We start from the raw sequence: 14,425 nt of genomic DNA, 5'->3' as shown, positions 1-14,425 counted from the left end.
CGCAACAGATGAAGGCAGGCGAGACATGGAACGGCAGATTCACCTGATGCTGAATGATGACCAGGAACTGAAGCCGCGCATTACCGTCTTCGGCGTCGGTGGTGCGGGTGGCAATGCGGTCAACAACATGATCGACAAGCAGCTGGAGGGGGTCGAGTTCGTCGTGGCGAACACCGACGCCCAGGCGCTGCAATCCTCCAAGGCGGAAAGCCGCATCCAGATCGGCCCGAAAGTGACCGAGGGGCTAGGCGCCGGCGCCAAGCCCTCGATCGGCGCCAAGGCCGCCGAAGAGACGATCGAGGACATCGTCGACCACCTGATGGGCGCGCATATGTGCTTCATCACCGCCGGCATGGGCGGCGGCACCGGCACCGGCGCCGCCCCGATCATCGCCCAGGCCGCGCGCGAGATGGGCATCCTGACCGTCGGCGTCGTGACCAAGCCCTTCCAGTTCGAGGGCACCAAGCGCATGCGCCAGGCCGAGGAAGGCGTCGAGGCGCTGCAGAAGGTCGTCGACACGCTGATCATCATCCCCAACCAGAACCTGTTCCGGCTGGCCAACGAAAAGACCACCTTCACCGAAGCCTTCGCCATGGCCGACGACGTGCTTTACCAGGGCGTCAAGGGCGTGACCGACCTGATGGTGCGGCCGGGCCTGATCAACCTGGACTTCGCCGACGTGCGCGCGGTGATGGACGAGATGGGCAAGGCGATGATGGGCACCGGCGAGGCCTCGGGCGAGAACCGCGCCGTGCAGGCGGCCGAAAAGGCCATCGCCAACCCGCTCCTGGACGAGATCAGCCTGAACGGCGCCAAGGGCGTGCTGATCAACATCACCGGGGGCTACGACCTGACGCTTTTCGAGATGGACGAGGCGGCCGAGAAGATCCGCGAGAAGGTCGATGCGGATGCGAACATCATCGTCGGCTCGACGCTGGACCCGTCGATGGAGGGCTCGATCCGCGTCTCGGTCGTCGCGACCGGCATCGACGCTTCGGCGGCCGAGGTTCCGGTGCCGCGCCGCGGCATGAAGGAGCCGCTGACCCAGAACCCCGTCGTGGCGCAGAAGCCGGCCGAGGAAGAGCTGCCGGTTCCGCCGCGCCGCACCGCGCCCCTGGCCGAGCCCGCCCCGGCGGCGCGCGTCCAGCCCTCGGCCCCCGCCGCGCGCTATGACGAGGAAGACATGCCGCGTCCGGCCTACCAGCCCGAGCTGCGCCAGCCCGCCGCGCCCAGCGACGCGCTGAACGGCGATGCGGGCGGCTTCGTTGCCCCCACCCGGCCGCAGGCCCCGGCCGGCACGCCTTCGGATGCGGTGATGCAGCGCCTGGCCGCCGCCGTCCAGAAGGCGCCCGAGCGCCAGGCCGCGGCCCAGAACCGCGCCGCCCAGCAGCAGCCGCAGCCGGCCGAGCAGGGCCGCGCCCAGGGCCGCATGGGCGGGCTGAGCCGGATGCTGGAGCGCATCTCGGGCCATGGCGAGCAGGCCGACAAGCCCGCGCCCTCGACCATCGCCGAGCGCGTGAACGAGCGTGTCGCCGCCCGCAACCGCGGCGGTTTCGACGCCGGTTTCGACGATCTGGCCAGCCCCGACCGGGCCGGCGACAATGTCGAGATCCCCGCTTTCCTGCGCCGCCAGGCGAATTGAGCCGATCACAAAATTCCGGCGACGATTTCGTGAAGGACCGCTTCGGCGGTCCTTTTTCTTTGCTGGATCAAGGTATTGGCGGTTCCGGCCGGGGCTGGGGCGCAAGCCGGGGCCGATTGTTTCACCCCGTTACAAAAGGTTATTTGAGCAATCGGCGGGGGATGCCTAACTGATCCTTGCGCCGCGGATTTCTTGCCGTGGCACGCTCAGTTCACAAGAATCAGCAGGCAAGACCATGCAGACCACCATCGCTCAGAAAGCCCAGTTCCGCGGCGTCGGACTGCATTCGGGTGCGGCCGTGCGGCTGGCGATCCTGCCGGCGCCGGCGGACCATGGCATCGTCTTCGTGCGCACCGACCTGGACCGCGCCCGGATTCCGGCGCGCTGGGACCATGTCACGCCCTCGCAGCTTTGCACCCTGCTGGACAACGGCCGCGGCGCCACCGTCTCGACGGTCGAGCATGTGATGGCCGCGCTGTCGGGCACCGGCATCAACAATGCCGTGGTCGAGGTGAACGGGCCGGAAGTGCCGATTCTCGACGGCTCCGCAGCCCCCTTCGTGCAGGGCATCCTGGAAGCCGGGCTGCGCCAGCAGGCGGCGCCCCTGCGCGCGATCCGCATCCTGCGCGAGGTCGAGGTGCGGCAGGGCGAGGCTTTCGCCCGCCTCTCGCCCGCCGACCACCTGGAGATCCATTTCGACATCGACTTCGTGGACGCGGCGATCGGCCATCAGGAAAAGCGCCTCGACATGGCCAACGGCAGCTTCGTGCATGAGCTGATGGACAGCCGCACCTTCTGCCGGCAGGCCGACGTGGTGCAGATGCAGAAGAACGGCCTGGCGCTTGGCGGCACCTACCTGAACGCGGTGGTCGTGGACGGCGACCGGGTGCTGTCGCCGGGCGGCCTGCGCCACCGTGACGAGGCCGTGCGCCACAAGATGCTGGACGCGGTGGGCGACCTTGCGCTGGCCGGGGCGCCGCTGCTGGCGCGCTATACCGGCCACCGCGCCGGCCACGCCATGACCAACAAGCTGCTGCGCGCGCTTTTCGCCCAGCCCGAGGCCTGGGAATGGGTCACGCTGACCCCGGCGATGGAAAGCCGCCAGCCCGGCGCCGGGGTGATCGCCTCGGCTGCGCGCCTCGCTTCCCGCACCCGTCAGCTGGCCGTCGCCTGAAGGTGGCGGCCCTGCGCCGTTTTTGCCGTTTTGGCATTTTGCGCAGCCCGATTTTCTGTGCTAGGACGACCGGGCCGCGCGGGCCTTCCGCCCATGCGGCGGCGTGAATTTCTGACGGGCGGTATGGAATGACAGGCATCAGATCGGGTTCCTTGGTCGCGGCTGTGCTGTCGTTGGGCCTGCTGGCGGGCTGTTCGGGCGGTGCGGGGAACAAGCCCGAATCATTCGAGAATTTTACCGCCGAACAGATCTACAAGCGCGGCGAATACGAGCTTGAGAACTCGCGCAGGCCCAAGGACGCGGTGCAGTATTTCTCCGAGGTCGAGCGGCTTTACCCCTATTCCGAATGGGCCAAGCGCGCGCTGATCATGCAGGCCTATGCCTATCACCGCGCCCGCGACTACGAAGAGGCGCGGGGCGCCGCGCAGCGCTTCATCGACACCTATCCGGGCGATGCGGACGCGGCCTATGCGAAATACCTGCTGGCGCTCAGCTATTACGACCAGATCGACGAGGTCGGGCGCGACCAGGGCCTGACCTTCCAGGCGCTCCAGGCGCTGCGCGAGGTGATCGAGCAATATCCCGACACCGAATACGCCCGCTCGGCCATCCTGAAATTCGACCTGGCCTTCGACCATCTCGCCGCCAAGGAGATGGAGATCGGCCGCTACTACCTCAAGCGCGGCCATTACACCGCGGCGATCAACCGCTTCCGCGTCGTGGTCGAGGAGTTCCAGACCACCTCCCATACCCCCGAGGCGCTGATGCGCCTGGTCGAGGCCTATCTGGCGCTTGGCCTGAACGACGAGGCGCAGACGGCCGGCGCGATCCTGGGCCACAACTTCCAGTCCTCGCCCTTCTATCAGGATGCCCATGCGCAACTGCGCGGCCGCGGCCTGCAGGCCGAAGCGCGCGGCGACAGCTGGCTGACGCGGGTCTATCGCCAGGTCATCCAGGGCAAGTGGCTGTAAGCGGGCGATGCTGCGGCATCTCGACATCCGCGACATGTTGCTGATCGACCGGCTGGAACTGGAGTTCCGGCCGGGCCTCAACGTGCTGACCGGCGAGACGGGGGCGGGCAAGTCGATCCTGCTCGACTGCCTGGGCTTCGTGCTGGGCTGGCGCGGCCGCGCCGACCTGGTGCGCGCCGGCGCAAGCCAGGGCGAGGTGACGGCGGTCTTCGACCTGCCGCCCGGCCATCCCGCCCGCACCCTGCTGGACGAGGCGGGCTTTCCGGTCTCGGACGAGCTGATCATCCGCCGGGTGAATGCGCTGGACGGACGCAAGACCGGCTGGATCAACGACCGCCGCGCCTCGGGCGAGGTGCTGCGCACGCTTTCGGAACTGCTGGTCGAGCTGCATGGCCAGCATGACGACCGCGGCCTCTTGAACCCGCGTGGCCACCGGCTGCTGCTGGATGCCTTTGCCGGGGTGGACCTGGGGCCGGTCCGTGCTGCCTGGGCCGCCCGGCGCGAGGCGCGCGCGGCGCTGGAACGGGCCGAGGCGGCGCTGGCCGCGGCGAAGGGCGAAGAGGATTTCCTGCGCCATGCCGTGGCCGAACTCGACAAACTCGACCCGCAGCCGGGCGAGGAGGCGGAGCTGGACACCCGCCGCCGCGCCATGCAGGGCGCCGAACGCATCCGCGAGGACGTGGCGCGGGCCTTGCAGGCGCTGGGGCCGCAAGGGGCCGAGGGCGCGATGCTGGATGCCGCGCGCTGGCTCGACGGTGCCGCCGAGCGGGCCGAGGGCCGGCTGGAGACGCCCGCGGCCGCGCTGCAGCGGGCGCTGATCGAACTGGGCGAGGCGGCCTCGGGCGTCGAGGCGGCGCTGGAGGCGATGGATTTCGACCCGCGCGACCTTGAGACGACCGAGGAACGGCTGTTCGCGCTGCGCGCGCTTGCGCGCAAGCATGAGGTGCTGGCCGACGACCTGGCGGGGCTGGCCGACACGCTGCGGGAACGGCTGGGCCGGATCGACGCGGGCGAGGGGGATCTGGCGCGCCTGCGCGAGGCCGTGGCGGCGGCCGACGCCGCCTATGGCGCGGCGGCGGCGGGGCTGAGCGACCGGCGCGCCACGGCTGCCAAGCGGCTCGATGCCGCGATGGCGGCCGAACTCGCGCCGCTGAAGATGGAGCGCGCGGTCTTCGAAACCCGGCTTGCCGAGGCCGAGCCGGGCCCCGAGGGCCGCGACGCCGTGGCCTTCACCGTCGCCACCAATCCGGGCGCCCCGGCCGGGCCGCTGGACCGCATTGCCTCGGGCGGCGAGCTGTCGCGCTTCCTGCTGGCGCTCAAGGTCTGCCTGGCGCGCGGCAATGACGCGCTGGTGCTGATCTTCGACGAAATCGACCGCGGCGTCGGCGGCGCCACCGCCGATGCGGTCGGCCGGCGGCTGGCGCGGCTGGCCGAGGGCGCGCAGGTGCTGGTCGTTACCCATAGCCCGCAGGTCGCGGCGCTTGGCGGGCATCACTTCCGGGTCGCGAAATCGGTCGAGGGCGGCATGACCACCTCGAACGTCGCCGCGCTGACCGCCAGCCAGCGCATCGAGGAAATTGCCCGCATGCTCGCCGGCGAAGAGATCACCCCCGCCGCCAAGGCGGCCGCGCGCGCGCTGCTCGAACCCTAGGCCCGGCCCTGGACGCGGCCGAATCGCGCCCCGCCGCCGCGGCGATGCGCGGTGGATCGCGCGGGCCAGCCCGGCGCTGCCATGCCGCGCATGCCGGCCGGTTGTGACATGAAATCGACAACCGGGCCGCGGCGGGCAAATTTTCGGTGCCGCCGGCAAGCCCAGGATGGAAATACCTTTGCAATCTAGTAAGGATTTCGGACCCGGACGCTTTCCGGGCAGATCAGCGGGGCAGGGTGTCGATCGGCGAAAATCCCAGATGCGAATTCCATGCGCTTTACGCCGCTCATCACGGCTGGCTGCATGGCTGGCTGCGCGGCAAGCTGGGCGACAGCGGCGATGCGGCGGATCTGGCCCATGACACCTTCCTGCGGCTGCTGGCCTCGCGCCGCTCGCAACTGGGCGACCGGCCCCGCGCGCTTCTGACCCATATCGCCAAGGGCCTGCTGGCCGATCACTGGCGGCGCCGGCGCGTCGAAAGGGCCTATCAGCAGGCCATCGCCCATCTGCCCGCCCCTGCGGTTCCGCCCGCCGAAGAGCAGATGCTGGTCATCGAGGCCCTGATGCGGATCGACGCCATGCTGGCGCGGCTGCCGGCCTTTACCCGCGAGGTCTTTTTACTGGCCCAGTTGGACGGGCTGACCCTGCAGCAGATCGCCCAGCGGGTGCAGGCGCCGGTCATCACCGTCAGGCGGCATGTCCGCAAGGCGCTGCTGGCCTGCATGGAGGCGGCCTGACATGGCGCAGCCTTGCGGGGACGCCTTGCTGGAGGAAGCCGCCGACTGGGCCATGGCCATGCGCTACGGCGCCCCCGGCGAGGTCGACCGCGCCGCCTTCGACCGCTGGCTGGCCCAGGGCCCGCAGCATGTCGCGGCCTGGGCGCGGGCGCAGGCGGTGTTCCAGACCTTCGACCGGCTGCCGCGCGGGCTGGGCCAGGATGTCCTGCGCACCATCGAACCGCAGCCCGACCGGCGCCGGGCGCTCGGCCTGCTGGGCGGCCTGCTGCTCGTCCCGCCGGCCGGGGCCTTGGTCTGGCAGCAGCCCTGGCGGAAATGGCGCGCCGACGTGGCCACGGCGGTGGGCGAGCGCAAGGCGCTGGACCTGCCCGACGCCTCGGAACTGGTGCTGAACACCGACAGCGCGGCGGACATCGCCTTTACCGCCGCCGAGCGGCGCATCCACCTGCACAGCGGCGAGATCCTGGTCACGACCCATGCCGATCCCGCGCCGGCGCCGCGCCCGCTGCTGGTCGCCACGGCCTTTGGCGAGATCCGGGCGCTGGGAACCCGCTTCAGCGTGCGGCATCTGGAAAACGACCTGGCGCGGGTCTCGGTCTTTCGCCATGCCGTCGAGATCCGGCCGCTGGATGCCCCGCCCCATGTCCTGCGCCAGGGCGAGCAGGCGGATTTCGGCCGCGGCGGCGTCAGGCGGCCGGCGGCGGTGGATGACAGCGCGGCGATCTGGGAACAGGGCATGCTGCTGGCGCAGGACATGCGGCTGGGCGAGGTGATCGCCGAGATGGCGCGCTATCGCCATGGCGTGCTGCGCTGCGATCCCTCCGTGGCGGGGATACGGGTCTCGGGGGCGATCTCGCTGGCCGATACGGATCGCGGCCTCGACCTGCTGGCGCAGACCCTGCCGGTGCGCATCCAGCGCCGCACGCCCTGGTGGGTGGTGGTCGCGCCGCGCGCCTGAAAGGCCCGGCGCGGAAAATTTTTTGCCGCCAGGGTGATCACTTTTCGGATCTCGTCCGGTGAATGGGGAAAGGGAGCCAGCCAAGCAGGTATCAGCCCGCTGCCCTTCATCCATTCCAGACAGGACGAAGCAGCATGACTTATCTTACCTGCGCGCCGGTGGCGGTTGCCCGCGCCCTCGCGCTTTCGACCGGGCTATCGGCCCCTCGCGGCGCGGTGCGGGCGCTTCTGGTCGGCACCGCCCTGGGTGCCACGATCACCGCCCCCGCCTTTGCGCAGGCGCGCGACTATGCCATCGGCCCCGGCCGGCTCAGCGACGTGCTGGCGCGCTATGCGGCCGCCTCGGGCGTGCAGCTGGTCTATGAACCCTCGGCGCTGTCGGGGCTGCATAGCGCCGGCATTCGCGGCAGCTACACGGTCGAGCAGGGCTTTTCCGTCCTGCTGTCCGGCAGCGGCTACCAGCTGCAGCAGGCGGGCCCGCGAAGCTATGTCCTGGTCCGGCCCGGCGCCGCGGTGCCGGCGGGGGCGGGCGATGGCGCGGTGGTCCTGGATACCGTCACCCTGCGCGGCGGCAGCGCCACGACCGAGGGCAGCGGCTCCTATGCCACGCCGTCCGCCAGCATCGCCCGCGGCGCCGAGTCGCTGAAGGAGGTGCCGCAATCGGTCACGGTCCTGACCAGCCAGGCGATCGAGGACCAGGGCCTGACCATGATGTCCGACGCCATGGCCAAGACGCCGGGCATCGTCGCCATCACCGACGGCATGGGCAACCCCGAGTTCCATTCGCGCGGCTTCGTCATCAACAATTACCAGATCGACGGGCTGGGCACCTCGTATGATTCCACATTCCGGCCGGATTTCGACCTGGCGATCTATGACCGGCTGGAAGTGTTGCGCGGGGCCGAGGGGCTGTTTTCCGCCGCGGGCGAGCCGGGCGGCACCATCAACCTGGCGCGCAAGCGCCCGACGGATGAACTGCGCTCGGCGGTGACGCTGGCCTATGGCAGCTGGAACAACCGCCGGCTTGAGGCCGATATCGGCGGCCCGCTGGGGTTCGACGGCCGGTTGCGCGGCCGGCTGGTCGGCGTCTGGCAAGACCGCGACTATTTCTACAAGCCGGCGGATGAGGAAAAGCAGGTTCTCTACGGCATCCTGGAATACGACCTGACGCCCTCGACCACGATCAGCGCCGGGATCAGCTACCAGCGCCAGGACGGCACCATGTGGCAGAGGGGCCTGCCGACCTATACCGACGGCAGCCAGCTTGGCCTGCCGCGCGACGTGGCGCTGACGGTGGACTGGGCCAAGCGCGAGCAGACCATCCGCGAGCTTTTCGCCTCGGTCGAGCATCGGTTCGATTCGGACTGGACGCTCAAGCTCAGCGCCGCGCGGCAACGCTTTGATTTCGATTACCTCAACCTCAGTCTCGGCGGTCCGATCGATCCGGTGACGGGTTCTTTCGGCACGCCGAGCGCCTTTTCCGAAGACGACGGCAACCACTCGGACGGGGTGGACCTGAGCCTTTCGGGTCGCTTCGATGCCTGGGGCCGGGAATACAAGCTGACCATGGGCGCCGACTGGCGGCGCAGCTACGGCAAGCAGTTGCGCAACCGCATCGACACGGCGTTCCCCGAGGGCGAAATCCGTCTGGACGACTTCCCTGGTCTGGACCTGCCCGCGCCGGTGCGGGGCAGGGCCGGATCCGGTTGGCCGGCATGGGGCGGCAAGCAGCAAGGCATCTATGCCCGGCTGGACATGCAGGCGACCGACAGGATGCATGTCATCGTCGGCGGCCGTTACGGCAACTACAGGCATTCCGAGACTATGGAGGAGTATGACGAGGACGGAAACGTCACCTATCGCGACACCAGCTGGCGCTGGAGCGAAAACGGCATCTTCACGCCCTATGCCGCCGTCACCTATGACCTGACGCCGGACTGGACCGCCTATGCCAGCCTGACCGAGATCTACAAGCCGCAGGGCAACACTTTTGCCGGTCCGCCCGATAACCCGACCCAACTGGACCCGATCACCGGCCGCAACTACGAACTGGGCGCCAAGGGTGCCATCATGGGGGGTGCGCTGAACCTTGCCGCTGCGCTCTATCGCATCGAGCGCCAGGGCGAAAAGGTAGAGGATCCGCGCTATGAGGACGAGCTCGGCACCTATTACCTGCCGTTGGGCGAGATCGTCAGCCAGGGCATCGACCTGGAGGTTTCGGGCGAGGTCGCGCCGGGCTGGCAGGTCTTTGCCGGCTATACCTACAACCATAACAAGAACACGAGGGAGAACGCCGTCTTCAGCGCCCTGACCCCCCGCCACATGTTCAAGCTGTGGACCGACTACAACCTGCCGGGCGACTGGTCGAAATGGACCTTCGGCGGCGGGGTGACGGTGAAAAGCCGGCACGCGAACAGCGGCACCTATTGGTTGCGCGGCCCCGACGGCAACTGGACCCAGCCCGAGTTCGAGATCAGGCAGGGCGGCTATTCGGTCTGGGACGCGCATGTGCAATACCGGATCGACGAGCAATGGGCGCTGGCGCTGAACGTGAACAACGTCTTCGACAAGACCTATTACGCCACCATCGGCACCCCCGGCGGCGGCAATTGGTATGGCGAGCCCCGGAATGCCACGCTGACCCTGCGCGGCCGGTTCTGAGGCGTGCCGCAAGCCGTCGGCCGGGCTTTCCCCGGCCGATGCGCGCCCGCCTTGGCCTGTTGCGCTTGAGCCGGGGCGGTCCTAAACAGCAGGGACGCCATGTGCAGGGCCGCCGGTCCCCCGACCGTCGCCATCGGACCCTCGCAAAGCCAGATCGCCGCGCCGCCTGCGGCGAAGGTTGCAGGCGTTCCTCATCACTTCCGACGCGATCCGGCCAGGTCGGATCTTCCTGTTTTCGGGCACCCAATGGACCCTGTGCATGAACGCGCTTCTACAGTCCGAGACTGACCTGCCGCCGCCCCTGCCCGCGCAAGCACCCGCCCGCCGCGGCCGCCGCGCCCTGCTGGCCGTGCTGGCGCTGGCCGCCCTAGCCGGCGCGGGGCTTTGGCATCTGCGCGGTGGACCGCCCGCCGTCGCCTATGACACCGCGCCGGTCATGCGCCGCGACCTGGAAAACGCCGTGACCGCCTCGGGCCGGATCGAGCCGCATGCCCATGTCGATGTCGGCGCGCAGGTCTCGGGGCAGTTGCGCCGGCTGCATGTCGCGGCCGGCGACCGGGTCGAGGCCGGGCAGCTCTTGGCCGAGATCGACGCCGAGGTGCAGGCGGCGCAGGTCGAGGGCTTGCAGGCCGAACTGGCCCGCCTGGCCGCCGAGCGCAGCGAATTGCAGGCGCAGCTGGGCTTTGCCGAGCGCCAGGCCGGGCGGCATTCCTCGCTGGCCGGGCGCAGCAGCAGCCGGGTGACGCTGGAAGAGGCCGAGCGCGACCGCGACGTGCTGCGCGCCCGGATCGAGGCGCTGGACGCCACCATCCGCCGCAGCCGCGCCGGGTTGCGGGCCGAGGAGGCGACGCTGGCCCGCTCGCGCATTACCTCGCCCATGGCCGGCACCGTGGTCGCGGCGCTGGCACGCGAGGGGCAGACCCTGAACGCCAATTACGACACGCCGCTGATCCTGCGCATCGCCGACCTGGCCACCATGACGGTGCGCAGCGACGTCTCCGAGGCGGATGTGGTGCAGCTGCGCCCCGGCATGCCGGTCTGGTTCACCACGCTCGGCTTTCCCGACCGCAAGCATCGCGCCACCCTGCGCCAGGTGCTGCCCGCGCCGCCGGTCAAGGAGGGCGAGGAGGCCAATTCCGTCGTCACCTATGTGGCGCTGTTCGACATCGCCAATCCGGGCGGCGCGCTGCTTTCGGGCATGACCGCGCAGGTCTTCTTCGTCACCGAAAGCGCGGCGGACGTGCTGGCCATCCCGGTCTCGGCGCTGGACGAGGACGGGGCCGTGCGCGTTCTGAACCGCGCCGGCACGCCGGAAACCCGCCGCCCCCGGACCGGAATGCGCACCCGCTCCCATGTCGAGATCACCTCGGGGCTGGAGGAAGGCGAGCTGGTGATCACCGGCACCCGCCGCACCGAGGGCGAGCCTTTGCTGAGGATCGCACCGTGACCGCCCCGGCGGATGACCCCCCGCTGATCCGCATCCGCGGGTTGCACCGGGTCTTCGGCGAGGGTGCGGCGCGCGCCCATGTGCTGCGCGGCATCGACCTCGACATCCGCGCGGGCGAGTTCGTGGCCATCGTCGGCACCTCGGGGTCCGGCAAGTCGACGCTGATGAACATCCTCGGCCTCTTGGACCGGCCGACGGCGGGCAGCTATCACCTGGCCGGGCAGGACGTGGCGCGGCTGTCGCGCGACGCGCAGGCGGGGCTGCGCAATCGCCTCTTCGGCTTCGTCTTCCAGCAATACAACCTGATCCCGACGCTGACGGCGCTGGAGAATGTCGCGCTGCCCGCCAGCCATGCCGGGGCCGCGCGCGAGACGCGGCGGGCGCGGGCGGCGGCGCTGCTCGGCAGCTTGGGGCTGGGGCACCGGATGGGGGCGCGTCCCGCGCAGATGTCGGGCGGCCAGCAGCAGCGCGTGTCCATCGCGCGGGCGCTGATGAACGGCGGCGCGGTGATCCTAGCGGACGAGCCGACCGGCGCGCTCGACGCCGAAAGCGGCCGGCAGGTCATGCGGCTGCTCTCGGATCTTGCCGCCAAGGGCCATACGGTGATCCTGATCACCCATGACGCCGACATCGCCGCCCGCGCCGGTCGGGTGATCCGCGTGGCCGAGGGGCGGATCGCCGGCGACAGCGGCTTTGCCCCGCCGGCCGAGCCCGCCCCGGCGCTGCCGCCGCCGGTCCACAGCCGCCCGGCGCTTCTCTCTACCCTGCGCGAGGCCGCCCGCGCGGCCTTTGCCGCCATCGCCGCCAGCCCGGTGCGCACCACGCTGACGCTGTCGGGCATCGTCATCGGCGTGGCCTCGGTCGTCGCCATGCTGGCCATCGGCCGCGGCGCGCAGGAGGAGTTCATCCGCCGCGCCTCGGCCATCGGCACCAACTGGGTCGTGGTCGGCTCGGACCAGGACACGCGCATGCCGCGCCGGCCGCTGACGCTTCAGGATGCGATGGCGCTGAAGGGCCTGCCCAATGTCGCGGGCGTGATGCCGGGGCGGTGGGAACAGGCGAGGGTCGCCGCGGGCGGGCTGTCCATCGACAGTGACATCCTGGGCACGGACCGCGATTTCCGCGGCGTGCATGGCTGGGACGTGGTGCGCGGCAGCTTCTTTTCCGAAGCGGACGAGCGCGGCGGCAGCCCGGTGCTGCTTCTGGGCGCGACCGTGGCGCGGACGCTGTTTCCCGACACCCGCGATCCGACGGGCGAGTTCGTCATGGTCAACATGTCGCCCTTTCTGGTCGGCGGCGTGCTGGAGGCCAAGGGGCTGAGCCAGAACGGCAGCGACCGCGACAAGGTGGTGGCCATGCCGCTTGCCAGCCTGGAAAGCCGGGTCTACGGGCCGGGCGAGCTGTCGGTGATCGTGGTCGCATTGCAGGACATGGCGCGGCTTGAGGAAACCAACGCGCTGCTGCGCCGGGTGATGACCCAGCGCCACGGGGCCGAGGATTTCTGGCTGGCCGATGCGGCCGGGGCCTTTGCCGCCGCCGAGGCCGAGCGCGCCTCGCAGAACCTGCTGCTGGGCGCCATCGCGGCGATCTCGATCTTCGTCGGCGGCATCGGGGTGATGAACATCATGTTCATCACCGTGCGCGAACGCACGCGCGAGATCGGCATCCGCGCCGCCACCGGCGCCTCGATGCGCGACATCCTGGTGCAGTTCCTGACCGAGGCCACGGTGCTGTCGGCGCTTGGCGGCCTGGCCGGGCTGGCGCTGGCGGGCGGGATCGGCGCGGTCGCCGCCTCGGGTTTCGGCATGCCGGTGGTGTTTTCCGTCACCGTGGCGCTTGGCGCGCTGGCCGGCGCCACCGCCATGGGCGCCGCCTTCGGCCTGGTCCCCGCCATCCGCGCCGCCAGGCTAAGCCCCGTCGAGGCGCTGGCCAGCCCTTGATCTTCCCGCCAGCCGTCCTGCCGGACCGCCAGCCTTTCCCCGAACCGCCGCCCTTGCGGCCCCGAACAGGAGAATGACGATGACCCCCAAGACCCGGACCGCATGGCGCATGGCGCTGCCTGCGCTGATGGCGCTGGCGCTGGCCATGCCCGCCGCCGCGCAGGACGCGCCCGCCGAGCCCGAAGCCATGAGCATGGCCCAGTTCGCCCCCGCCGTGATCCGCACCGATTCCATCCCCGGCGCCTACGAGGCCGTGCATTGGGCCGAGGCCGGGCTGGTCTTCGTCGCCTCGGTGCCCAGCTTCGACAAGGGCACGCCGGGCTTCATCCATGTGCTGGACGCCGCGGACCTGCACCCGATCCGGCAGATCCAGCTGCCGCGCCGGCCCTTCGCGCTGGCGCTGGACCGCAGCGCGGGGCGGCTTTACGCCGGCAATACGCTGGACGGCTCGCTGACCGTGATCGACGCGAAGGGCGGGCAGATCCTCGACACCATCCAGCTTGGCCAGCCCGAGGGCGAGGGCTTCGAGCATACCCGCATGATCGCGCTGGACGAGGAAAAGGGCCTCGCCTTCGTCACCAGCCCCGGCCAGAAGGGCGTGACCTGGATCGTGGACACCAAGGCGGGGGAACTCTTGCACCGGATCGAGGGCGGGCTCTGGACCGCCGGCGCCGCCTATGACGCGGCTGCCGGGCGCTTCTACGCCGGCGGCGGCGGCATCGAGGAGATCGCGGTGATCGACGCGGCCGGCGCGCGGGTCGGCGCGATCTCGACCGGCGACACCACCGAGGAAGGGGCCGAGGCCTCGCAGCATTTCCTCGTGAACCTGGCGATCGACGCCGAGGGCCAGCGCCTGTTTGCGGCCGATGCCAACCAGGGCGCGCTTTACGTCTTCGACATCGCCGGGGCCAAGGTGGCCAAGCAGGTTCCGGTCGGCTCCGGCATGCTGGACGTGGCCTATAACCCGGCGCGGTCCGAGATCTACGCCACCTGGCGCGGGGTCGAGCGCGAGAACAAGGCCGGCACCGGCGGCCTGGCAGTGATCGATGCGCAGGACTATGCGGTCAAGCAGCGCATCCCGCTGCCCAGCCATCCCAACAGCCTGGAGGTCAGCGAGGACGGCCGGACCCTGTTCGTGACGGTCAAGGCCCCGCATGACAAGGACCACCCGGACTATCGCGAGGGCGCGCTGGATTCGCTGCTGCGCATCGACCTGGAAAGGCTGGGCGAAGGGGACGAATAAGC

At 70.2% G+C, this 14,425-nt stretch carries 10 protein-coding genes; all 10 read left to right on the top strand.

Annotated elements, in window-relative coordinates:
* Positions 1-25: 25 nt before the first annotated feature.
* The 10 genes from ftsZ (at position 26) to E3U26_RS23920 (ending at position 14,423) form a co-directional block, all read left to right on the top strand.
* Positions 26-1,642 carry a cell division protein FtsZ gene (gene ftsZ, locus E3U26_RS23965; protein ID WP_036754979.1) on the top strand — a complete coding sequence of 539 codons (1,617 nt, stop codon included), beginning with the start codon at positions 26-28 and terminating at the stop codon, positions 1,640-1,642.
* A gap of 235 nt (positions 1,643-1,877) precedes the next feature.
* A complete protein-coding gene (lpxC, locus tag E3U26_RS23960) occupies positions 1,878-2,816 on the top strand; it encodes a UDP-3-O-acyl-N-acetylglucosamine deacetylase (RefSeq protein ID WP_036754982.1) in 939 nt (312 codons plus the stop codon).
* A gap of 128 nt (positions 2,817-2,944) precedes the next feature.
* Positions 2,945-3,787, top strand: a complete 843-nt coding sequence (locus tag E3U26_RS23955; protein WP_036754985.1) for an outer membrane protein assembly factor BamD — start codon at positions 2,945-2,947, stop codon at positions 3,785-3,787.
* Between the two features lie 7 nt (positions 3,788-3,794).
* Complete coding sequence (gene recN, locus E3U26_RS23950; RefSeq protein WP_072463486.1) at positions 3,795-5,438, top strand: DNA repair protein RecN; 1,644 nt, start codon at positions 3,795-3,797, stop codon at positions 5,436-5,438.
* Positions 5,439-5,674: 236 nt separating this feature from the next.
* Positions 5,675-6,175, top strand: coding sequence for a sigma-70 family RNA polymerase sigma factor (locus tag E3U26_RS23945; RefSeq protein ID WP_499106927.1), 501 nt, complete (start codon positions 5,675-5,677; stop codon positions 6,173-6,175).
* Between the two features lies 1 nt (position 6,176).
* Positions 6,177-7,133: a FecR family protein gene (locus E3U26_RS23940; protein ID WP_499106926.1), complete on the top strand. Its 957-nt coding sequence runs from the start codon at positions 6,177-6,179 to the stop codon at positions 7,131-7,133.
* A 134-nt stretch (positions 7,134-7,267) separates the two neighbouring features.
* Positions 7,268-9,793 (top strand): TonB-dependent siderophore receptor, encoded by a 2,526-nt coding sequence (locus tag E3U26_RS23935; protein WP_499106925.1) that lies wholly within the window; start codon positions 7,268-7,270, stop codon positions 9,791-9,793.
* A gap of 259 nt (positions 9,794-10,052) precedes the next feature.
* On the top strand, positions 10,053-11,240 hold the full coding sequence (locus E3U26_RS23930) for an efflux RND transporter periplasmic adaptor subunit (RefSeq protein WP_499106924.1): 1,188 nt from the start codon (positions 10,053-10,055) through the stop codon (positions 11,238-11,240).
* On the top strand, positions 11,237-13,180 hold the full coding sequence (locus E3U26_RS23925) for an ABC transporter permease (RefSeq protein ID WP_499106922.1): 1,944 nt from the start codon (positions 11,237-11,239) through the stop codon (positions 13,178-13,180). Before E3U26_RS23930 ends, E3U26_RS23925 begins: the two co-directional genes overlap by 4 nt.
* Positions 13,181-13,259: 79 nt before the next feature.
* Positions 13,260-14,423 carry a YncE family protein gene (locus E3U26_RS23920; RefSeq protein ID WP_499106921.1) on the top strand — a complete coding sequence of 388 codons (1,164 nt, stop codon included), beginning with the start codon at positions 13,260-13,262 and terminating at the stop codon, positions 14,421-14,423.
* Positions 14,424-14,425: the final 2 nt, after the last annotated feature.

Source organism: Paracoccus ferrooxidans (assembly GCF_029909815.1).
GTDB lineage: Bacteria > Pseudomonadota > Alphaproteobacteria > Rhodobacterales > Rhodobacteraceae > Paracoccus > Paracoccus versutus.
This window is presented reverse-complemented; position numbering and strand designations above follow the sequence as displayed.